Below are 19,271 nucleotides of genomic sequence, written 5' to 3'. Positions count from 1 at the left end.
GCCAGCGCTGGCCCCAAGCCAAGCGGTAACCAGATCATGCGTGTCACACTCGAGCGTTCCAACCTTCTGAAATCGCTGAACCACGTTCACCGCGTGGTCGAGCGTCGCAACACCATTCCGATCCTGTCGAATGTGCTGCTCAAGGCCGAGGGCGCGACGCTGGACATGAAAGCCACCGACCTAGATCTGGAAATCACCGAGGCGACGTCGGCGATGGTCGAACAGGCGGGTTCAACCACGGTGCCGGCACACCTGCTATACGACATCGTTCGCAAGCTGTCGGACGGTTCGGAAGTGCTGCTGGCAACCAATCCGGACGATGCCTCGATGACGGTGGCCTCGGGTCGCTCGAAATTTTCGCTGCAGTGCCTGCCGGAATCGGATTTCCCCGATCTTACCGCCGGCGCTTTCAGCCACACTTTCCGGCTGCCGGCGACGCAGCTGAAGATGCTGATCGACCGCACCCAGTTCGCGATTTCGACAGAAGAAACGCGCTACTACCTCAACGGCATCTATATTCACACGATCGAAAATGACGGAGCGCTGAAGCTGCGTACGGTTGCTACCGACGGGCACCGGCTGGCGCGCGCCGATGTCGACGCGCCCGCGGGCTCGGAAGGCATGCCCGGCATCATCATTCCGCGCAAGACTGTCGGCGAACTCCAGAAGCTGGTCGACAATCCCGACTTGACGGTGACGGTCGAGGTATCCGACGCCAAGATCCGCTTTACCATCGGCTCGGTGGTGCTGACCTCGAAACTGATCGACGGCACCTTCCCCGATTACCAGCGGGTGATCCCGACCGGCAACGACAAGGAATTGACGGTCGATTGCCAGAGTTTTGCGCAGGCTGTCGACCGGGTGTCGACGATCTCCTCGGAGCGCGGGCGCGCGGTCAAGCTGGCGATTGCCGACGGGCAATTGACGCTGACCGTCAACAACCCCGATTCGGGTAGCGCAACGGAAGAACTGGCTGTGGGCTATGATCGCGATCCGTTGGAAATCGGTTTCAACGCCAAATACCTGCTCGACATCACCAATCAGCTGTCAGGCACCGACGCGGTGTTCATGCTTGCCGATCCGGGCTCACCGACACTGGTGCGCGACACCGCCGGCGACGACGCATTGTATGTGCTGATGCCGATGCGCGTGTAGCGCCCTTGCCCTCCAATTCGGGAACCGGCCGGCTGCCGCGGCGCGGCTGAGCGGAGACAGGCATGGCCCCGAAAGTGCACATCGAGCGACTGAAGCTCAGCGGCTTTCGCAATTATTCGAGCCTGTCGCTGACGCTTGACGCCCGCCATGTGGTGCTCGTGGGCGATAATGGTGCGGGCAAGACCAACCTGATGGAAGCCGTGTCGCTGCTGACCCCAGGCCGGGGCCTGCGCCGCGCCGCCTATGGCGACATGATCATGGCCGGGTCGGCGCCTGGCGCCGGGTTCAGTGTTTTTGCGGGCCTCGAGGGCATGGCCGGGCCGGTCGACATCGGTACCGGGGTGGAGGGCGGCGAGGATTCCAGCTCCCGCAAGGTGCGGCTCAACGGTGCGCCGGCGCGTGCGACCGACGAATTGCTCGAACATTTGCGGCTGTTGTGGCTGACACCGGCGATGGACGGCCTATTCACCGGGGCTGCGGGCGACCGGCGACGGTTCCTGGACCGGCTGGTGCTGTCGGTGGACCCGACCCATGGCAGCCGGGCGCTCAATTACGAACGCGCCATGCGCGGCCGCAACCGGCTGTTGTCGGAGGGCCGGAGCGATCCGACCTGGCTTGACGGGGTGGAGACGCAGATGGCCGAGCTCGGTGTGGCGATGGCGATGGCACGGCGCGAGGTGGTGAGCCTGTTGTCGAACCTGATCGAAAGCAACGCCGCGCACAGCGCGTTTCCCGCCGCCGCAGTCCGGCTGGAAGGGTTTCTGGAGGACAGGGCGCTGCAATCGGCCAGCGACATGGAAGCAATGTTCCTTGAACAGCTAAAAACCGGGCGCAACCGTGACGCGGCCGCCGGACGAACCTTGTCAGGCCCGCACCGGATGGACCTGGTGGTCGAACACCGGGCCAAGGCGATGCCGGCAGCGCTCTCGTCGACGGGTGAGCAGAAGGCGCTGCTGATCGGCATCATCCTCGGTCACGCCCAACTGGTGGCCAGCATGACCGGGCACGCGCCGGTGCTGCTGCTCGACGAGATCGCCGCCCATCTTGACGAAGGCCGCCGGGCGGCGTTGTTTGATCTGGTCGAGGCGCTCGATTGCCAGGCCTTCATGACCGGGACTGATGCGGCGATGTTTGCAGCGCTGGGCGGGCGCGGTCAGGTGTTTTCGGTGGCCGGCAACCAGGTGACGCCGCACGAGAGCTGAGCGCCTGGGCGGTTGCCGCCCCGCAGGTTTGGAGAATGACATGGACGAACCCCATCTGAGCCCCGAAGAAGTTGCGCGCTACGCCCGCCACATCGTGCTCAAGGAGATTAGCGGCAGTGGGCAGCAACAGCTGAAAGCGGCACGGGTGCTGGTGCTGGGCGCCGGCGGGCTGGGGTCGCCGGTGCTGAGCTACCTGGCCGCCGCCGGTGTCGGGCTTTTGGGTGTAGTCGATGACGACAAAGTGTCGCTGTCCAACCTGCAACGACAGATCCTGCATGACAGTGCCAATATCGGCATGGCCAAGACCGAGAGTGCGGCGCAGGCAATTGCCCGGCTCAACCCGCATACCAGGGTAATCCCCCACACACTCAGGCTCACCGTCGACAACGCCGTCGATATCCTCACCGCCTATGACATGGTGGTCGACGGGTCGGACAATTTCGAGGTGCGTTATCTGCTGGCCGACACTTGCGAAGCATTGAACATTCCTCTCGTGACGGCGGCGGTGGGGCGGTTCGACGGCTCGGTCACGGTGGTCGCGCCCTATCAGCAGGACGCCAAGGGGCGGCCCTGCCCGCGCTTCCGGGATCTATTTCCCGAGGCACCGCCGCCGGGACTGGTGCCCAGTTGCTCCGAAGCCGGTGTTGTGGGGGCACTGACCGGGGTGATCGGCACCTTGCAGGCAATGGAAGTGATCAAGCTGATTACCGGCGCCGGTGAACCGCTGATCGGCCGTCTGCTGCTTTACGACGGGCTGGCCGCGAGCTTTCAGACCATCCGCTACAGCCGCAAAGAATGAGCGCTACGCCGCGCGTGTGGAGTTCGCAGATCGCCTAATTTTACCGGTCGGCTCAAGTTCGCGGATGCAAAGTAAACTGTCGCCGACTTCTCGACTATTCACCCCCTGAACGGCAGTACCCGGTCAGGTGGACGGTGGCCATCGAAGAAGGTGCGAATATTGATGATCACCTTGTCGCCCATGTCGATGCGGCCCTCAATGGTGGCCGATCCCATATGTGGTAGCAGCAGCACCTTGCCTTCGGCAGCCAGTTTCACCAGTTTCTTGTCGACCGCCGGCTCGTGCTCGAACACATCAAGGCCGGCGCCCGACAGCCGGCCTTCGCGCAACGCCTTGATCAGGGCATCTTCGTCGATAATACCGCCGCGGGCAGTGTTGACGATATAGGCCCCCGGCTTCATCAGGTTGAGCCGGCGCGCCGACAGCAGATGGAAGGTGGCCGGCGTCGACGGGCAATGGACCGAGACGATATCGACCCGCGCCAGCATCTGGTCGAGGCTGTCCCAATAGGTGGCCTCGAGCTGCTCTTCGGTGGCGGGATCGACATGACGGCGGTTGTGATAATGGATCGACAGGCCGAAAGCCTTGGCGCGGCGGGCGACGGCGGTGCCAATGCGGCCCATGCCGATGATGCCGAGCCGCTTGCCGCCGATGCGGTTGCCGAGCATCCAGGTCGGTGACCAGCCCTGCCAGCTGCCGCCATTGCCGACCAGCAACGACGCGCCTTCGATCAGCCGCCGCGGCACCGCCAGCATCAGCGCCATGGTCATGTCGGCGGTGTCTTCAGACAGCACATTGGGGGTGTTGGTGACGGTAATGCCGCGCTTCTGCGCCGCCTCGACATCGATGTTGTCGACGCCATTGCCGAAATTGGCGATCAGCTTCAACTGCGGGCCGGCCTGTTCGATCAGCGCCGCATTGATCTTGTCGGTGACGGTGGGGACCAGAACATCGGCTGAGCGGATGGCTGCGACCAGTTCGGGCTGGGTGCGCCGCTCGTCGGTGATGTTGAGCTCGGCGTCGAACAGCTCGCGCATACGGGTCTCTACCTGGTCGGGCAAGCGACGAGTGATATAGACCTTCGGTTTTTTTCGGTTTTGCATCTTGTTCAGGCCCGACGTTGAGAGCTCTTTAACCAAACTCGGCGACAGTGGGATTTGCGTTATGCTTTTTCTAACAGACCCTCCGGCGATGACAATCCGAACGCCCCGGGATTGCTGTTTAAAATGCAAAGGCAAACCGCGCGCCACCAAGGCCGCGGCTTGCAATTGACGCGCCCGACCGTACGAACGCCCGTTTGAGGGGCGTAATCCGGGCCCGGGCACCAGAAGTTTCGCGGCGTCACCAATATGGCGCCCCAACGAAAAAGGTGTGAGTCATGCGTCGCCTTTCCCTGATTTCCGCAAGTTGCCTCGCCATCGCCGCGCTGGCAGCGAGTCCGATGGTCGACGGCGGATCGACTGCCCTGGCGCAAGGCGCCGCCAGCGCCAAGAGCGGCACCGGGTTGCCATTGCCCCGGTTTGTCAGCCTCAAGGCCTCGCGGGTGAACTTGCGGATCGGGCCGGGCCGGGCCTATGCGGTGGCCTGGCTCTACACCAAGCCCGGCGTGCCGATGGAAGTGATTCAGGAATACGACAACTGGCGGCGGGTGCGCGACGCCGAAGGCACAGAGGGCTGGGTTTACCAGTCACTGCTTTCGGGACGCCGTACCGGCATTGCCGCGCCGTGGAAGGCCGAGGACGGCCAGGAAAACTTCATCAACATGCACCGCGAAGCCCGCCCCAACGCCAATATCGTGGCCCGGCTTGAGCCCGGCGTCGTGCTCGAGGTCAACGCCTGTGACGGCAGTTGGTGCGAAGCCAGCGCTGACGGTGTCGACGGCTACATCGCGCAGAACGAAATCTGGGGTGCCTACCCCGGCGAGGCATTCAAGTAGAGCGGCGCGCAATTTGAAGCCGGATTGGACGGGCTAACTCACCCTGAATGCTTCGAGGGACACCTTCGCGCTATCGAGTATCGGACGTTTCGCAAAACCGACGAGCATGATCGCGACCAATATCCGCAAGCCAGGCTGCAAAATTATCCAACGGTGGTCCGGTATTTCCGGGACTCCAGATCCAGCGGATCAGGCAACTCGGCAAAGCCGGATTTGAGCAAGACCCGCGACGATCCGGGATTGTCGCGGGTAACGCCAGCCAGAATTTATCCGCTCCAACCGAATTGATCGAGTTCCTGAACCAGGCCTTTCACCAGTTCCGTCGCATACCCGTGCCCCCAGGCAAATTGGCCAAACAGATAGCCCAGCCGCAGCGTCACCGTGGCGTCAAACTCCGAAGTGTCGGCCAGGATCATCAACCCCACGATCGCCGCCGTGTTTGCCTCGCGCACCGCGTAGAGGAAGCTTTCAGCCTGTCGCGCGGCCACCCAGCTTTCAGCCTGGTTTGCACCATCGGGCATTCGCAAGGGTTCCGGTAGATGCATGAGGACTGCGGGCGTCAATATCCTCGCAACCTCGATCAAGCCGGCCTTGTGCCCAACCCGATTCTCCGACTCTGGCGCCAAACGGTCAACCACCAGCCGCCGGGTCCGGAATTCGAGTTGCCCAATCAGGTTCGAAGCCGGCGTCACCTCGTCACTCTTTCACGGCTCACCGATCTCCCGCCTCAAAGAATGCGCACTGCGCCCTTTGAGGCACTGCTCGTCATCGAGGCGTAGGCCTTCAGTGCGGTCGAAACCTTGCGCTTGCGCGGCTTTTCGGGTTTCCAACCTTCAGCTTCGCGCTTGACGCGGCGCTCCGCCAGTGTCGCCTCGTCAACGGCAAGATGAATGCTGCGGCCCGGGATGTCGATTTCGATGAGGTCGCCATTTTCAACCAGCCCGATGGTGCCGCCCTCTGCCGCTTCGGGCGAGACATGGCCGATCGACAGGCCCGAAGATCCGCCCGAGAACCGACCATCGGTGACCAGCGCACAGGCTTTGCCCAGGCCCTTGGATTTCAGATAGCTGGTCGGATAGAGCATTTCCTGCATTCCGGGGCCGCCGCGCGGACCTTCATAGCGGATCAGCACAACCTCGCCCGGCTTTACCTTGCCGGTCAGGATGTCGGACACGGCGTCATCCTGGCTTTCAAAGATCTTGGCCGGGCCGGAGAATTTCAGGATAGATTCATCCACGCCGGCGGTTTTGACGATGCAGCCATCCTCGGCCAGATTGCCGAACAGAACCGCCAAACCACCATCCTGGGAGAAGGCATGCTCGGCGTCGCGAATCACGCCTTCAGCGCGGTCGAGATCAACATTTGCGTAGCGGCGCGATTGCGAAAACGCGGTCTGGGTGGGCACGCCACCGGGCGCAGCACGGTAAAGCGCATGCACCGCTTCATCGGACGACTGCGCCACATCCCATTTCTTGAGCGCATCCTTGAGTGTTTTCTCGTGGATTGTGCCCATGGATGTGTCGAGCAGACCCGCGCGGTCGAGTTCGCCCAGGATCGCCATGATGCCGCCGGCACGATGGACGTCTTCCATGTGAACATCACTCTTGGCAGGCGCCACCTTGCACAGGACCGGAACCTTGCGCGACAGCCGGTCGATGTCGCTCATGGTAAAATCAACCTCGCCCTCATGGGCGATGGCCAGCAAATGCAGCACCGTGTTGGTCGATCCGCCCATGGCGATGTCCAGTGTCATGGCATTTTCAAACGCCGGGAACGCCGCGATCGAGCGCGGCAGCACACTGGCGTCGTCGCCATCATAATATTGTCTGGCCAGACCGACGATCCGGCGCCCGGCTTCGCGGAAAAGACCTTCACGGTCGGAATGGGTGGCGAGTGTCGAACCGTTGCCCGGCAGCGCCAGGCCCATGGCCTCGGCCAGGCAGTTCATCGAGTTGGCAGTAAACATGCCCGAACAGGAGCCGCAGGTCGGGCAGGCAGAGCGCTCGATAGCGGTGACGTCGGCATCGCTGATGTTGTCATCGGCGGCGGCGACCATGGCATCGACCAGGTCGAGTGCCTTCTCGGTGCCGTCTTCGAGGATCACCTTGCCGGCTTCCATCGGACCGCCGGAGACGAAGATCACCGGAATGTTGAGCCGCATCGCCGCCATCAGCATTCCAGGCGTGATCTTATCGCAATTGGAGATGCACACCATCGCATCGGCGCAATGCGCATTGACCATGTATTCGACCGAATCCGCGATCAGCTCGCGCGAGGGCAGCGAATAGAGCATGCCGTCATGGCCCATGGCGATGCCGTCATCGACGGCGATCGTGTTGAATTCCTTGGCGATACCGCCGGCCTTGTCGATTTCGCCGGCAACCAGCTGGCCCAGATCCTTGAGGTGGACATGGCCGGGCACGAACTGGGTGAAGGAATTGACCACTGCAATGATCGGCTTGCCGAAATCGCCGTCTTTCACCCCTGTGGCGCGCCAGAGGCCGCGAGCCCCTGCCATGTTGCGGCCATGGGTGGATGTTCTCGAACGATAATGCGGCATAAGGCTTTCCTCTTTCGACCCGGCAACCGGGGGCGATTACGCGCGCCTGCCGGGGTGGCAAAACAATGTGCTGATTCTAGTAGTGGGAAATCGGCGTCATTTCCAGAGCGAACAGCCCCGGAGCGGCAGAGCCTGATCTGCCTGCGTGCAAATAAGGCGCGGGCGCCGTTACTGACTTAAGAAAAATCAGGCCTTGGGGCGGACGCGGATAACCACGTCGACATGGGTGATTTCCATGCCTTCGGGCGCCATCGGCAGATCGGTGACCGAAATATTGCCAACCGGGATATCGAGCACATCGTTGGAGCCCTCGACCACGAAATGGTGGTGGTCGGAAACATTGGTGTCGAAATAGGTTTTTGCAGTTTCCAGCGACAACACCCGCAGCAGGCCGGCTTCGGTGAATTGGTGCAGCGTGTTGTAGACGGTGGCAAGCGAGCAGGAGCAGCCGATGCCTGAGGCTTCCTCGTGCAACTCCTCTGCCGTCAGATGACGGTGGCCCTGCGCAAACAACAAATCGGCCAGTGCCACCCGCTGCCGCGTAGGACGCAGGCCGGCCTTGCGCAGGCGCAATGTCGCTTCGCGATCGGCTGATGGTGATAATTGCACAATTGGCATGGGCAAGCGTGTCCGGACCTTGAAACTCGTCCCCACCATATAACTTTTGTTGTCAATGCTTTCAATAGAGTGCCTGCGAAGCGCTTGCCCCCACTTTCCGCACTCTCGCCTCTTTCGTTTGCGAGCCTCATCCGCTATTCGAGGGTGCTTCGCGGGGCCGGTTTCACCAGTGCGTGACGGTGTGCTAGCGTGCACATCATACCGGGCTTACGTGCATAACAACGACGGAAGCCGCGCGGAAAGACGGCGAACTGGGAGACGCATTTTTCATGGTCGACAGGCAATCAAGCTACACCTACGAGGAAATCCTGCGCTGCGGCGAGGGCGAGTTGTTCGGACCCGGCAACGCGCAGCTGCCGCTGCCGCCGATGCTGATGGTGCACCGGATCACCGATATTTCCGAAACCGGCGGCGAATTCGGCAAGGGATATCTGCGCGCCGAGTTCGACATTACCCCGGATCAATGGTTCTTCCCCTGCCATTTCAAGGGAAACCCTGTGATGCCGGGCTGTCTCGGGCTCGACGGCATGTGGCAATTGACCGGCTTTTATCTTGGCTGGCTCGGCGAGCCAGGCCGCGGCATGGCGCTGTCGACCGGCGAAGTGAAGTTCAAGGGCATGGTGACGCCCGACGTCAAGCTGGTTGAATACGGGATCGATTTCAAACGGGTGATGCGCGGCCGACTGGTGCTGGGCATTGCCGATGGCTGGCTCAAGGCTGACGGCGAAACCATCTACACAGCCTCCGATTTGAAGGTCGGCCTTGCAAAAGACAAATCCGCCTGACACATCCCGCCACGGGCGTCGGCTGGTGAAAGCCGGCCAGCCTTGGGACCCTGCACTGGAAAGGGCAAGATCATGAGACGAGTCGTCGTAACGGGCATGGGGATCGTATCCTCGATCGGCAACAATGCGGATGAGGTGACCGAATCACTGCGCAACGCCAGATCCGGCATCAGCTTCAGCCAGGATTTTGCCGACCACGGCTTCCGCAGCCAGGTCTGGGGCTCCCCGACGCTGGACCCGACCGACATGGTCGACCGCCGCGCCATGCGCTTCCTGTCGCGCGGTGGCGCCTGGAACCACGTGGCGATGAAACAGGCGATTGCCGATGCCGGACTTGAAGAGTCCGAGATCAGCCATGAGCGCACCGGCATCATCATGGGCTCGGGCGGGCCTTCGACCCGCACCCTGATCGATGCTGCCGAAACCACGCTGAAGAACGGCAGCCCGAAGCGGATCGGCCCGTTTGCCGTGCCCAAGGCGATGTCGTCGACGGCGTCTGCAACGCTTGCCACCTGGTTCAAGATCCACGGCGTCAACTACTCGATCTCGTCGGCCTGCTCGACCTCGGCGCATTGCATCGGCAACGCCGCTGAACTGATCCAGTGGGGCAAGCAGGATATGGTATTTGCCGGCGGCCACGAGGACCTCGACTGGACCATGTCGAACCTGTTTGACGCAATGGGTGCGATGTCATCCAAATACAACGACCAGGCGGCCACCGCCTCGCGCGCCTACGACATCTCCCGCGACGGCTTCGTGATTGCCGGCGGCGCCGGAGTTCTGGTGATGGAAGAGCTCGAGCACGCCAAGGCGCGCGGCGCCAAGATCTATGGCGAACTGACGGGCTACGGCGCCACCTCCGATGGCTACGACATGGTCGCCCCCTCGGGCGAAGGCGCTGTGCGCTGCATGCGCCAGGCGCTGGCCAATGTGGAAGGCCGGGTCGACTACATCAACACCCACGGCACCTCGACGCCGGTGGGCGACAGCAAGGAAATCGGTGCCATCCGCGAGGTGTTCGGCGACGACATGCCGCATGTACAGTCGACCAAATCGTTGACCGGGCACTCGCTCGGTGCCACCGGGGTGCAGGAAGCGATCTATTCGCTGTTGATGATGAAGGAAAAATTCATCGGCGAAAGCGCCCATATCACCGAACTCGACCCGGAATTCGAAGGCGTGCCGATTGTCCGCAAGCGCATCGACAACGCCACGATCGATACGGCGCTGTCGAATTCGTTCGGCTTTGGCGGCACCAACGCGACGCTGGTCTTCCAGCGCCACGACCGGTGAGCGGCATGGAAGGCATCATGAAGGGCAAGCGCGGGCTGATCATGGGGGTCGCTAACGACCACTCGATCGCCTGGGGCATTGCCAAGCACCTGGCCGAGGCCGGCGCGGAGCTGGCATTCACCTACCAGGGCGAAGGCTTTGGCCGCCGGGTCAAGCCGCTGGCCGAAAGCGTCGGCTCGAAACTGGTGCTGCCGTGCGATGTCGAGGACATTGCCACGGTGGACGCGGTGTTTGAAACGCTGAAAGCCGAATGGGGGACGATCGATTTCGTTGTCCACGCGATTGGCTTTTCCGACCGCAACGAACTCAAGGGCCGCTACGCCGATGTCACCACGCGGGCCAATTTCTCCCGCACCATGGTGATCTCTGCCTATTCGTTCACGGAAGTGGCGCAGCGCGCGGCACCGCTGATGAGCGACGGCGGGGCGCTGTTGACGCTGACCTATGGCGGCTCGATGCGGGTGATGCCGAACTACAATGTGATGGGCATCGCCAAGGCGGCGCTTGAAGCCAGCGTGCGCTATCTGGCGGCCGATTACGGCCGCGACAAGATCCGCGTCAACGCGATTTCGGCGGGCCCGGTGCGCACGCTTGCGGGTGCCGGCATCGGCGACGCGCGGGCAATGTTTTCCTACCAGCGCAAGAACGCGCCGCTCAGGCGCACTGTCGATATCGACGATGTCGGCAAATCGGCGCTCTACCTGCTCTCGGATCTTTCCTCGGGCGTGACCGGCGAAATCCACTATGTCGATTCAGGCTTCAACATCACCTCGATGCCAACCACCGAGGAACTGACGAAGGCCGACGAAGGCTAGCGCGGATACGCTATTTGACGATAACCGAGAAGCCCTGAGCCGGAAGGTTCGGGGCTTTTTTTGTGTGGGGCGTGGACTGTGAGGACAACTGCTCAAATGGCTTTTTCGACGCTATGCTGCCGTTCGATCTGCTCGTCAATGGTCGACCGCTTTGCGCCGCCAAGTCGGCCACTTGGTCCAGGATTTTCCTTTCCCAGAAGCAAACCAATCCCGCGATAGCACCGCAGGCAAAGCCTTTGAAGCTCCGGAAGCTAATCTCCTGGCCAATGTCGGTGAAAAGAGCGGGAACCGGCCCTACCCGTTTGAAATCGCCGGTGAATTTGACTGTGTACACCTCTCATCCCTCTGACCACACCTCTACGAAAGCATACCTCAGCTTGTCTCTGTCTGGAGGATCAAGTTCTTGACTTTTGTGCACGGCACTTTGATTGAAGGTCAGATAAAAACACAACAATGAAACCGGAGGGGAATATGCGTCTTCTAGCTGGGGTTGCCGCTTTGATATGCGCGATCAACCTGATAATTGGCCGCGCGTTCGCATGGCTGTCCCTGGCCATCGTGGTCGTCTGCTTCACTGTGGTGGTTCAGCGCTACCTGTTCTCTATAAGCTATCTTTGGATGCAGGATCTCTATGTCTGGCTGAACGGAGCGATGTTTACCGCAGTGGCAGGGTTTGCGCTGCTTCGCGACGATCATGTCCGGGTGGACATCTTCTATCGGCCGGCACGCGCCAGAAAACGGGCTGTAGCGGACCTAATCGGCGTGTTTCTCTTTCTCCTGCCCTTTGCCTGGGTGGTTTACCAGTACTCCATGCCGTTCGTGGTTCGCGCCTGGAGTTACCGTGAAGCTTCGGCGAATGTTGGTGGGATGCCGGGCCTCTTCATTCTGAAGACCTTCATCATCGCCTTTGCCGCGCTGCTTGCGCTTCAAGGCCTGGCGATGGCCATCCGGTCAATCCTCGTTCTTTCCGATAATGAGCACATGGTCCCAAATTCAATCCAGTACAAATCAGACCAGAAGCTTACTGATCTGGCCAAGGGGGAATCTGATGGATCCGGTGATTTTGGGCGAATTACTCGCCGCGCTGATGTTCTTTGGCGTGATCGGCTTCCTGCTGATCGGCTTTCCGGTCGCCTTCACGCTGGCCGGCGTCTCGCTGTTGTTCGGCGGCGTCGGGATGGCCCTTGGTGTTTTTGATCCGTCCAATTTCGGATCCCTCCCCAATCGCTATATCGGCTTCATGACAAATGAAGTTCTGGTGGCCGTGCCGCTGTTCATTTTCATGGGCGTAATGCTGGAACGAAGCCAGATCGCGGAGCAGCTGTTGTTGACCATGGGAAAGCTGTTCGGCAACCTTCGCGGCGGGCTCGGCTTTTCCGTCATCCTTGTCGGTGCGATGCTTGCCGCTTCAACTGGTGTCGTCGGAGCGACGGTGGTCACGATGGGGTTGATTTCCCTGCCTGCAATGTTGCGCGCAGGCTATAACCCCAAGCTTGCAACCGGCGTGATCTGCGCCAGCGGCACCCTTGGGCAGATCATTCCACCTTCTACTGTGTTGATCTTCATGGGAGACATGCTGTCGGGAATTAACAGCCAAGTGCAGATGGCCAAGGGTAATTTTGCCCCGGTGCCGGTTTCCGTCGGCGATCTGTTTGCAGGGGCCTTGCTGCCCGGTCTGTTGCTGGTTTCGCTCTATCTGTTCTGGGTCTTGTTCAAGGCGGTAACCGACCCTGCTTCCTGCCCGGCCACGCCTGTGCCGCCTGAAGAAAAAGGTGACCTGCTCAAAGAGGTCTTCGTTGCGCTGGTCCCACCGCTGCTGCTGATCCTTGCTGTGCTCGGGTCCATTCTTGGGGGAATTGCCACGCCCACCGAGGCTGCCTCTGTCGGGGCTGTTGGGGCAATGGTTCTCGCGGCTTTCCGCTGGCGTCTGTCCTTTGGAATTCTAAAGGAAACAGTCATTGCCACGGCGACCATCACCAGCATGGTCTTCGTCATCCTGCTCGGAGCATCGGTTTTCTCGGTGGTGTTCCGGATGATGGGAGGCGACAACCTGGTCCACGAATTCCTGAGCAATTTACCCGGCGGACCAATGGCTGCGGTTGCCACGGTGATGCTGATCATGTTCTTTCTGGGGTTCATTCTGGACACGTTCGAGATCATCTTCATCGTGATCCCGATCACCGCTCCGGTGCTACTGGCGCTGGATGTTGATCCGGTCTGGCTGGGCGTTCTGGTCGGGGTGAATCTGCAAACATCTTTCCTGACGCCGCCGTTCGGCTTTGCCCTGTTCTACCTGCGCGGGGTGGCACCAGAGAACTTGCCAACCAGCGCAATCTACAAGGGCATCCTGCCCTTCGTTGCGTTGCAGATCGTGGCGATAGCCATCCTGTTCATCTTCCCCGAAATCGTCACCTGGTTGCCACGCCTGGTGGCCGGGTAATCCATAAAAAAGGCCCGGCGGTAACACCGGGCCTTTCGTCTTGATTGGGTCGGCGTTTAGTACTTGAGGTACTTTTCGCGCGCTGCAACGTAGGGCGAGTCGATCTTTTCAGTACGGGTCCGCACCAGGTTCAGCGCCTCGATGAAGCTTTCGGTGGTTTTCTTGACCAGCGGGTCATCGCTGTTGCGCAATGCCTCGACCACTTCAACCGACGCCTTGGCGCCCGCTTCCATGATGTCGTCGGGGAAGTTACGCACGATCACACCATGATCCTCGACCAGCGTCTTGAGGGCGCGCGGATCGTTGGCGATGAAGTCGGCCGAAACCTGGTCATATTCCGCCTGGGATATGTCGCGGATGATCGCCTGAAGATCGGCCGGCAGTTCCTGATACTTCTTCTTGTCGACGACCAGTTCGGTCGCCAGACCCGATTCAACGAAAGACGGCATGTAGTAGTTCTTGGCGACCTGGTAGAAGCCGAGCGCCAGGTCGTTGTAGGGGCCGACGAATTCTGCGGCATCGAGAGTGCCGGACTGCAACGCCTGGAAAATCTCGCCGGCGGCCATGTTGGTAACCGTCGCGCCTAGCTTTTCCCAGACCTGACCACCCAGGCCCGGTGTGCGGAATCGGATGCCCTTGACGTCTTCGAGACTTTTCAACTCGTCGCGGAACCAGCCACCGGTCTGTGTGCCGGTGTTGCCGGACAGGAAGCCCTGTACACCGAACTGGTCATAGATCTCGTCCCAGATTTCCTGGCCGCCCATATAGCGGACCCAAGCCGTCAACTCGGGCGTGGTCATGCCATAGGGAACGCCGGTGAAGAACGACAAGGCAGGCGATTTGTTCTGCCAATAATAGGCTGCCCCATGGCTCATTTCCGCAGTGCCATCGATCACGGCGTCCAGAGACTGAAGCGGCGGAACCAATTCACCCGCGGAATAGACCTGAATGGCAAGGCGACCGCCCGATGCAGCGGTGATGCGATCGGCCAGACGCTGAGCGCCAACCCCCAACCCGGGGAAATTCTTTGGCCAGGTTGTAACCATACGCCAAGTTATATTGCCCTGAGCTATTGCCGGAGTTGCCAGACCTGTAGCAACTGCGCCAGCGCCAACAATCCCCGCATTGCGAATAAAAGAACGGCGATCCATTGTGTTTCCTCCAAAATAGAAATGCTCGTGAAAAGTGCGTCTGACCACCTAGCAGACCCCTTGCAACAGACACATACTCTGCCGTCAAGGGACATGTCCATGCCAGAAAACGAAATGCACCCCACAACGATAGCTCTATGATTTCATGCGCATCTGCGGCCAAGCAGCATTAACCGACCATATCCTCCAAAAACAAAACGCCCCCGAATCTCGCGATCCGGGGGCGTTTTCAATTCGTCAGTCTTAGGCGGTTATCCGCCCAAGCCTGGAAGTCTCGGGGCTTATTCGCCGCCTTCGACTTCCTTGCCGGTTTCCTGGTCAACGACCTTCATCGACAGGCGGACCTTGCCGCGTTCGTCAAAGCCCAACAGCTTGACCCAGACCTTCTGGCCTTCCTTGACCACATCGCCGGTCTTGGCGACGCGTTCGGCAGCCAGCTGCGAGATGTGGACGAGACCGTCCTTAGGACCGAAGAAGTTCACGAAGGCGCCGAAATCGGCAACCTTGACGACCGTGCCTTCATAGATCACGCCCACTTCAGGCTCGGCAACGATCGAGTGGATCCACTTCTTAGCGGCCTCGATTTCCTTGCCCGAGGACGAGGCGATCTTGATGGTGCCGTCGTCGTCGATGTTGATCTTGGCGCCGGTCTTTTCAACGATTTCGCGGATGATCTTGCCGCCGGTGCCAATCACGTCACGGATCTTGTCGACCGGGATGTTCATGACTTCGATGCGCGGGGCGAATTCGCCCAGCTGGCCACGGCTTTCAGTAAGTGCGTTGCTCATTTCACCGAGGATATGCAGACGGCCGTCCTTGGCCTGGCCGAGAGCGACCTTCATGATCTCTTCGGTGATGCCATCGATCTTGATGTCCATCTGCAGCGCGGTGATGCCGTCGGCGGTGCCGGCGACCTTGAAGTCCATGTCGCCGAGGTGATCTTCATCACCGAGGATGTCGGAGAGAACCGCGTAACGGTCGTCTTCCTTGATCAGGCCCATGGCGATACCGGCAACCGGCTTGGCCAGCGGCACGCCGGCATCCATCAGCGCCAGCGATGTGCCGCAAACGGTGGCCATCGACGAGGAGCCGTTGGATTCGGTGATCTCGGAGACCACGCGCAGGGTGTAGGGGAACTGGTCGGCAGACGGCATCATCGGGTGGATGGCGCGCCATGCGAGCTTGCCATGGCCGATTTCGCGGCGGCCGGGCGAACCTGTGCGGCCGGTTTCACCAACCGAGTAGGGAGGGAAGTTGTAGTGCAGCATGAAGGTGGCCTTGTAGGTCCCCGTCAGGCTGTCGACATACTGCTCGTCCTCGCCGGTGCCGAGCGTGGCAACAACAATGGCCTGGGTCTCGCCGCGGGTAAACAGCGCCGAACCATGGGTACGCGGCAACAGACCGACTTCGGAGGCGATCGAACGCACGGTCGACAGATCGCGGCCATCGATGCGGCTCTTGGTGTCGAGAATATTCCAGCGGACGATCTTGGCCTGCAGCGACTTGAACACGGTGCCGATATCATCGGACGAGAAGCGGGGCTCCTCGCCTTCTGCGGGGGCAAAATGTTCCTTGACCTTGGCCTTGACGGCGTCAACGGCATTGTAGCGTTCGGCCTTGTCGATGATCTTGTAGGCATCGCGCAGACCGGCTTCGGCAACGCCGAGCATTTCGGCTTCGAGCGCCGAATGATCGGGAGCAGTGAAGTCGCGCGGCTCCTTGGCGGCAGCTTCGGCGAGCTGGATGATCGCATTGATCACCGGCTGGAAGCCTTCGTGACCGAACATGACAGCGCCGAGCATGACTTCTTCGCCGAGTTCCTTGGCTTCGGATTCAACCATCAGCACGGCTTCCGAGGTGCCGGCAACGATCAGGTCGAGTGCCGATTCGGGCATTTCGTCGACATGCGGGTTGAGCACGTACTGGCCGTTGATGTAGCCGACGCGGGCACCGGCAATCGGGCCCATGAAAGGCACGCCGGAAATGGTCAACGCAGCCGAGGTGGCGACCATGGCGAGAATGTCGGGGTTGTTTTCCAGATCGTGCTGCAGCACGGTGATGATGATCTGGGTGTCGTTCTTGTAGCCGTCGGGAAACAGCGGACGGATCGGCCGGTCGATCAGGCGCGAGGTCAGCGTTTCGTTTTCGCTCGGACGGCCTTCACGCTTGAAGTAGCCACCCGGGATCTTGCCGGCGGCGTAGGTCTTTTCCTGGTAGTTGACGGTCAGCGGAAAGAAATCGCGGCCCGGGGTCGGGGTCTTCTGCGAGACGACTGTGGCCAGCACCACGGTTTCGCCGTAGGTGGCGATGACGGCGCCATCAGCCTGACGGGCAACCTTGCCGGTTTCCAGTGTGAGCGGACGGCCGCCCCATTCAATCTCGACCTTGTGGGTATCGAACATGTGTAGTCCTTCGTGTGCGGGCTTGTGGGCCCGGCCGCTTTATCGGCCGCGCGCTTCACTGTCCCGATTGTTATGGGCGCATCACGGGCAAGACAGCGGGAGGCTTTGTGACTGGTGGCCACCGGTAAAGGGTGGCGAAAGCATCCTGCAATCCTGCCCCATGACAGGCCATGTCGTATGTCCGTGACCGGGATTGCCGGTGCGACGGACGGTTAAGGCGCTTGGAGTCCGACCATCCGGCCGGATTGGCGTGCGCCTGAACGCCGCGGCCCCGCAAGGAGCCTTGGAATTGCAATGGCGGGCGAGGCAGTTGCCACGCCCGCCAGAAGCGATGTTAGCGACGGATGCCCAGACGGGCGATCAGCGCGGTGTAGCGCGCTTCGTCTTTACGCTTGACGTAATCCAGCAGGGACCGACGTGTGGACACCATGGTCAACAGCCCGCGGCGTGAATGGTTGTCCTTCTTGTTTTCCTTGAAGTGACCGGTCAGATTGTTGATCCGTTCGGTCAGAATGGCAACCTGGACTTCCGGAGACCCGGTGTCGCCTGGCTTGGTTGCATATTCTTCGATCAGCGCAGCCTTGCGCTCAGCAGTAATCGACATCTCAAATCCTTTCAGTCTGGATGGGAATGGCGCCCGCTGCCGGGATGTCGTCCAGCAAGGGCCTCGAAGTGTCACGCCAAAACTGCCCGTGAGGACAAACCGGGCGCAACGGCTGGGCTATAGGGCAATTTCTGCCCAAATGAAAGGGAAATGTAGCAAAACCGCTGGCAGCAGCTGACTCCGGCTATTGCACGCCGGAACAAGCGGGGCTTCAACAGCCGCGTTTGATGTAGGCATCCGGCACCGCCTCGATCCAGGCCACCGACCCGGCATCGTCTTGCGAGACATAGGGACCATCGGCAACGCAGTAAAACCCGTCGCGGAAACCGTCGAGATCGGATGTATTGAGCACCCGCGTGCCGGCGCCGCCGCCGACCATCGGCCCGCCCAGATCGGCAAGCTGGCCCTTGGCCGACATGCGGCTTTGGGTGCAGCCGAGAATGATGTACCAGCCGCAGCTCTCGGCATCCCAGCCCGGCTGCAAGGCGCGCGCGGGCGCAATGGCTGCGCTTGTCGCAAGAAGGGCCACGGCAGCAGCCAGACAGGTGTGTTTCATCACGTTCCCCTTTTGCACCGGAACGTGCCCCAGCACGGCGGCTGAATCAAGGTGCGAGTGCGACGAACCGGCTGACGGAAGGTGGCAGGGATTCGTGCGTGCCGCGCGGGTAATTTGCGGGGGCTTGCACAGGCTACGCTTGACAGGCAGGCAGCGCCCGGTCGATTTTCGGGCATACGACGATGAGCAAAAGGGAACCCACGGATCATGCCAGCAAGCAGACGAATGCGGCTCACCCAGCGCCATGTCGACCACGTGCACCGGCCGATCGACGATCCCGGGCCAAAGCTGCTGCCGGGGTTCCGCTCGGCCACTGACGATGACTACAGCGAAGCGGTCGCGGGCATGCTCTCCTCCCGCCCGGCGGGCGATTTCTGGCTGTTTGGCTATGGCTCGCTGATCTGGCGACCGGAAACCGCCTTTGAGGAAAAGCGCAAGGGTACCGCCGCCGGCTGGCACCGGCGGTTTTGCCTGGGGCCCGATTACCGCTATCGCGGCAGTCCGGAGCTTCCCGGATTGATGATGGCGCTTGATCGCGGCGGCCAATGCACGGGCATGCTCTACCGGCTTCCCGAAGCCGGACTCGAGCAGGAGTTGCACCGGCTGATCCGCAGAGAGCTGAGCCAGTTGCCCTCGGCGTTTCCGTGGCGATGGATCAAGGTGCGTACCGATGAAGGCCCGGTTCCGGCGCTGACCTTTGCCATGGACCGCAACAACGCGCGCTATGTGGCGAGCCTGCCCGACACCGAGGTCGCCGCGGTTCTCGCCAGCGCCTGCGGCTTTCGTGGCTCGATGGCGGAATATCTGTTTTCAACCGTCACCATGCTCGAAAGTCTGGGCATTCATGATCGCAAATTATGGCGGCTGCAAAGCCTGGTGGCCGATCTGATCGAGGCAAGGCTGAGCGCCTCGCGTTGATGTCGATGGGTTTATGGCGCCCGCGCACCCGCGCGCG

Annotated in this window: 19 protein-coding genes; 10 read left to right on the top strand and 9 right to left on the bottom strand. The window is 61.1% G+C overall.

Translation table 11 applies throughout. The annotated features are described in order from the left end of the window. Positions 1 to 36: 36 nt before the first annotated feature. The 3 genes from dnaN to OEG84_RS17690 all read left to right on the top strand — a co-directional run bounded on the left by dnaN (position 37) and on the right by OEG84_RS17690 (position 3,156). Complete coding sequence (dnaN, locus tag OEG84_RS17700; protein ID WP_267654962.1) at positions 37 to 1,155, top strand: DNA polymerase III subunit beta; 1,119 nt, start codon at positions 37 to 39, stop codon at positions 1,153 to 1,155. A gap of 62 nt (positions 1,156 to 1,217) precedes the next feature. After that, positions 1,218 to 2,357 (top strand): DNA replication/repair protein RecF, encoded by a 1,140-nt coding sequence (gene recF, locus OEG84_RS17695; protein WP_267654961.1) that lies wholly within the window; start codon positions 1,218 to 1,220, stop codon positions 2,355 to 2,357. 40 nt (positions 2,358 to 2,397) lie between these two features. Continuing rightward, entirely contained in the window at positions 2,398 to 3,156 is a 759-nt protein-coding gene (locus tag OEG84_RS17690; protein WP_267654960.1) for a molybdopterin-synthase adenylyltransferase MoeB, read from the top strand. A 98-nt stretch (positions 3,157 to 3,254) separates the two neighbouring features. Here the strand turns inward: OEG84_RS17690 and OEG84_RS17685 are convergent, their stop codons facing one another. Beyond that, positions 3,255 to 4,259, bottom strand: coding sequence for a 2-hydroxyacid dehydrogenase (locus OEG84_RS17685; RefSeq protein WP_267654959.1), 1,005 nt, complete (start codon positions 4,257 to 4,259; stop codon positions 3,255 to 3,257). Positions 4,260 to 4,534: 275 nt separating this feature from the next. Between OEG84_RS17685 and OEG84_RS17680 the strand changes: the two genes are divergently transcribed. Further along, on the top strand, positions 4,535 to 5,092 hold the full coding sequence (locus tag OEG84_RS17680) for an SH3 domain-containing protein (RefSeq protein WP_267654958.1): 558 nt from the start codon (positions 4,535 to 4,537) through the stop codon (positions 5,090 to 5,092). 266 nt (positions 5,093 to 5,358) lie between these two features. On the opposite strand, the gene OEG84_RS17675 is transcribed toward OEG84_RS17680, so the two are convergent. From OEG84_RS17675 to irrA, 3 genes are all read right to left on the bottom strand, one after another. Next, positions 5,359 to 5,637, bottom strand: a complete 279-nt coding sequence (locus OEG84_RS17675) for a GNAT family N-acetyltransferase (RefSeq protein ID WP_267656238.1) — start codon at positions 5,635 to 5,637, stop codon at positions 5,359 to 5,361. A gap of 182 nt (positions 5,638 to 5,819) precedes the next feature. Next, positions 5,820 to 7,652 carry a dihydroxy-acid dehydratase gene (gene ilvD, locus OEG84_RS17670; protein ID WP_267654957.1) on the bottom strand — a complete coding sequence of 611 codons (1,833 nt, stop codon included), beginning with the start codon at positions 7,650 to 7,652 and terminating at the stop codon, positions 5,820 to 5,822. 186 nt (positions 7,653 to 7,838) lie between these two features. Then, positions 7,839 to 8,270: an iron response transcriptional regulator IrrA gene (irrA, locus tag OEG84_RS17665; RefSeq protein WP_267654956.1), complete on the bottom strand. Its 432-nt coding sequence runs from the start codon at positions 8,268 to 8,270 to the stop codon at positions 7,839 to 7,841. Between the two features lie 269 nt (positions 8,271 to 8,539). On the opposite strand from irrA, the gene fabA reads away from it, so the two are divergent. The 3 genes from fabA to fabI all read left to right on the top strand — a co-directional run bounded on the left by fabA (position 8,540) and on the right by fabI (position 11,163). Continuing rightward, positions 8,540 to 9,055: a 3-hydroxyacyl-[acyl-carrier-protein] dehydratase FabA gene (fabA, locus tag OEG84_RS17660; RefSeq protein WP_267654955.1), complete on the top strand. Its 516-nt coding sequence runs from the start codon at positions 8,540 to 8,542 to the stop codon at positions 9,053 to 9,055. A 72-nt stretch (positions 9,056 to 9,127) separates the two neighbouring features. Beyond that, on the top strand, positions 9,128 to 10,348 hold the full coding sequence (fabB, locus tag OEG84_RS17655) for a beta-ketoacyl-ACP synthase I (protein ID WP_267654954.1): 1,221 nt from the start codon (positions 9,128 to 9,130) through the stop codon (positions 10,346 to 10,348). Positions 10,349 to 10,353: 5 nt separating this feature from the next. Continuing rightward, positions 10,354 to 11,163, top strand: coding sequence for an enoyl-ACP reductase FabI (fabI, locus tag OEG84_RS17650; protein WP_267656237.1), 810 nt, complete (start codon positions 10,354 to 10,356; stop codon positions 11,161 to 11,163). A 10-nt stretch (positions 11,164 to 11,173) separates the two neighbouring features. Here fabI and OEG84_RS17645 read toward each other — a convergent pair whose 3' ends face one another. Continuing rightward, entirely contained in the window at positions 11,174 to 11,497 is a 324-nt protein-coding gene (locus OEG84_RS17645) for a hypothetical protein (protein WP_267654953.1), read from the bottom strand. A 137-nt stretch (positions 11,498 to 11,634) separates the two neighbouring features. Between OEG84_RS17645 and OEG84_RS17640 the strand changes: the two genes are divergently transcribed. Further along, the gene (locus OEG84_RS17640; protein ID WP_267654952.1) at positions 11,635 to 12,360 is read left to right on the top strand and encodes a TRAP transporter small permease subunit; all 726 of its coding nucleotides are present in this window, start codon (positions 11,635 to 11,637) and stop codon (positions 12,358 to 12,360) included. Continuing rightward, the gene (locus tag OEG84_RS17635; protein ID WP_267656236.1) at positions 12,251 to 13,603 is read left to right on the top strand and encodes a TRAP transporter large permease; all 1,353 of its coding nucleotides are present in this window, start codon (positions 12,251 to 12,253) and stop codon (positions 13,601 to 13,603) included. Before OEG84_RS17640 ends, OEG84_RS17635 begins: the two co-directional genes overlap by 110 nt. A gap of 56 nt (positions 13,604 to 13,659) precedes the next feature. Here OEG84_RS17635 and OEG84_RS17630 read toward each other — a convergent pair whose 3' ends face one another. The 4 genes from OEG84_RS17630 to OEG84_RS17615 form a co-directional block, all read right to left on the bottom strand. After that, complete coding sequence (locus OEG84_RS17630; protein WP_267654951.1) at positions 13,660 to 14,754, bottom strand: TRAP transporter substrate-binding protein; 1,095 nt, start codon at positions 14,752 to 14,754, stop codon at positions 13,660 to 13,662. 281 nt (positions 14,755 to 15,035) lie between these two features. Then, entirely contained in the window at positions 15,036 to 17,156 is a 2,121-nt protein-coding gene (gene pnp / locus OEG84_RS17625) for a polyribonucleotide nucleotidyltransferase (protein WP_267654950.1), read from the bottom strand. A gap of 334 nt (positions 17,157 to 17,490) precedes the next feature. Then, on the bottom strand, positions 17,491 to 17,760 hold the full coding sequence (gene rpsO, locus OEG84_RS17620; RefSeq protein WP_267654949.1) for a 30S ribosomal protein S15: 270 nt from the start codon (positions 17,758 to 17,760) through the stop codon (positions 17,491 to 17,493). A gap of 211 nt (positions 17,761 to 17,971) precedes the next feature. After that, positions 17,972 to 18,316 carry a hypothetical protein gene (locus tag OEG84_RS17615; RefSeq protein ID WP_267654948.1) on the bottom strand — a complete coding sequence of 115 codons (345 nt, stop codon included), beginning with the start codon at positions 18,314 to 18,316 and terminating at the stop codon, positions 17,972 to 17,974. 207 nt (positions 18,317 to 18,523) lie between these two features. On the opposite strand from OEG84_RS17615, the gene OEG84_RS17610 reads away from it, so the two are divergent. Then, positions 18,524 to 19,234, top strand: coding sequence for a gamma-glutamylcyclotransferase (locus OEG84_RS17610; protein WP_267654947.1), 711 nt, complete (start codon positions 18,524 to 18,526; stop codon positions 19,232 to 19,234). Positions 19,235 to 19,271 lie beyond the last annotated feature (37 nt).

The sequence above is a fragment of the Hoeflea algicola genome (assembly GCF_026619415.1).
In the GTDB taxonomy this organism is placed as follows: domain Bacteria; phylum Pseudomonadota; class Alphaproteobacteria; order Rhizobiales; family Rhizobiaceae; genus Hoeflea; species Hoeflea algicola.
The sequence above is the reverse complement of the archived record's forward strand: the minus strand, read 5'-3'. Positions and strand labels throughout refer to the sequence as shown.

Bases quoted from the DNA above. Each gene is read 5' to 3' on its own strand.
- dnaN (WP_267654962.1), top strand. From the start codon at position 37: ATGCGTGTCACACTCGAGCGTTCCAACCTTCTGAAATCGCTGAACCAC.
- recF (WP_267654961.1), top strand. From the start codon at position 1,218: ATGGCCCCGAAAGTGCACATCGAGCGACTGAAGCTCAGCGGCTTTCGC.
- OEG84_RS17690 (WP_267654960.1), top strand. From the start codon at position 2,398: ATGGACGAACCCCATCTGAGCCCCGAAGAAGTTGCGCGCTACGCCCGC.
- OEG84_RS17685 (WP_267654959.1), bottom strand. From the start codon at position 4,259: ATGCAAAACCGAAAAAAACCGAAGGTCTATATCACTCGTCGCTTGCCC.
- OEG84_RS17680 (WP_267654958.1), top strand. From the start codon at position 4,535: ATGCGTCGCCTTTCCCTGATTTCCGCAAGTTGCCTCGCCATCGCCGCG.
- OEG84_RS17675 (WP_267656238.1), bottom strand. From the start codon at position 5,637: ATGCATCTACCGGAACCCTTGCGAATGCCCGATGGTGCAAACCAGGCT.
- ilvD (WP_267654957.1), bottom strand. From the start codon at position 7,652: ATGCCGCATTATCGTTCGAGAACATCCACCCATGGCCGCAACATGGCA.
- irrA (WP_267654956.1), bottom strand. From the start codon at position 8,270: ATGCCAATTGTGCAATTATCACCATCAGCCGATCGCGAAGCGACATTG.
- fabA (WP_267654955.1), top strand. From the start codon at position 8,540: ATGGTCGACAGGCAATCAAGCTACACCTACGAGGAAATCCTGCGCTGC.
- fabB (WP_267654954.1), top strand. From the start codon at position 9,128: ATGAGACGAGTCGTCGTAACGGGCATGGGGATCGTATCCTCGATCGGC.
- fabI (WP_267656237.1), top strand. From the start codon at position 10,354: ATGGAAGGCATCATGAAGGGCAAGCGCGGGCTGATCATGGGGGTCGCT.
- OEG84_RS17640 (WP_267654952.1), top strand. From the start codon at position 11,635: ATGCGTCTTCTAGCTGGGGTTGCCGCTTTGATATGCGCGATCAACCTG.
- OEG84_RS17635 (WP_267656236.1), top strand. From the start codon at position 12,251: ATGTTCTTTGGCGTGATCGGCTTCCTGCTGATCGGCTTTCCGGTCGCC.
- OEG84_RS17630 (WP_267654951.1), bottom strand. From the start codon at position 14,754: ATGGATCGCCGTTCTTTTATTCGCAATGCGGGGATTGTTGGCGCTGGC.
- pnp (WP_267654950.1), bottom strand. From the start codon at position 17,156: ATGTTCGATACCCACAAGGTCGAGATTGAATGGGGCGGCCGTCCGCTC.
- rpsO (WP_267654949.1), bottom strand. From the start codon at position 17,760: ATGTCGATTACTGCTGAGCGCAAGGCTGCGCTGATCGAAGAATATGCA.
- OEG84_RS17615 (WP_267654948.1), bottom strand. From the start codon at position 18,316: ATGAAACACACCTGTCTGGCTGCTGCCGTGGCCCTTCTTGCGACAAGC.
- OEG84_RS17610 (WP_267654947.1), top strand. From the start codon at position 18,524: ATGCCAGCAAGCAGACGAATGCGGCTCACCCAGCGCCATGTCGACCAC.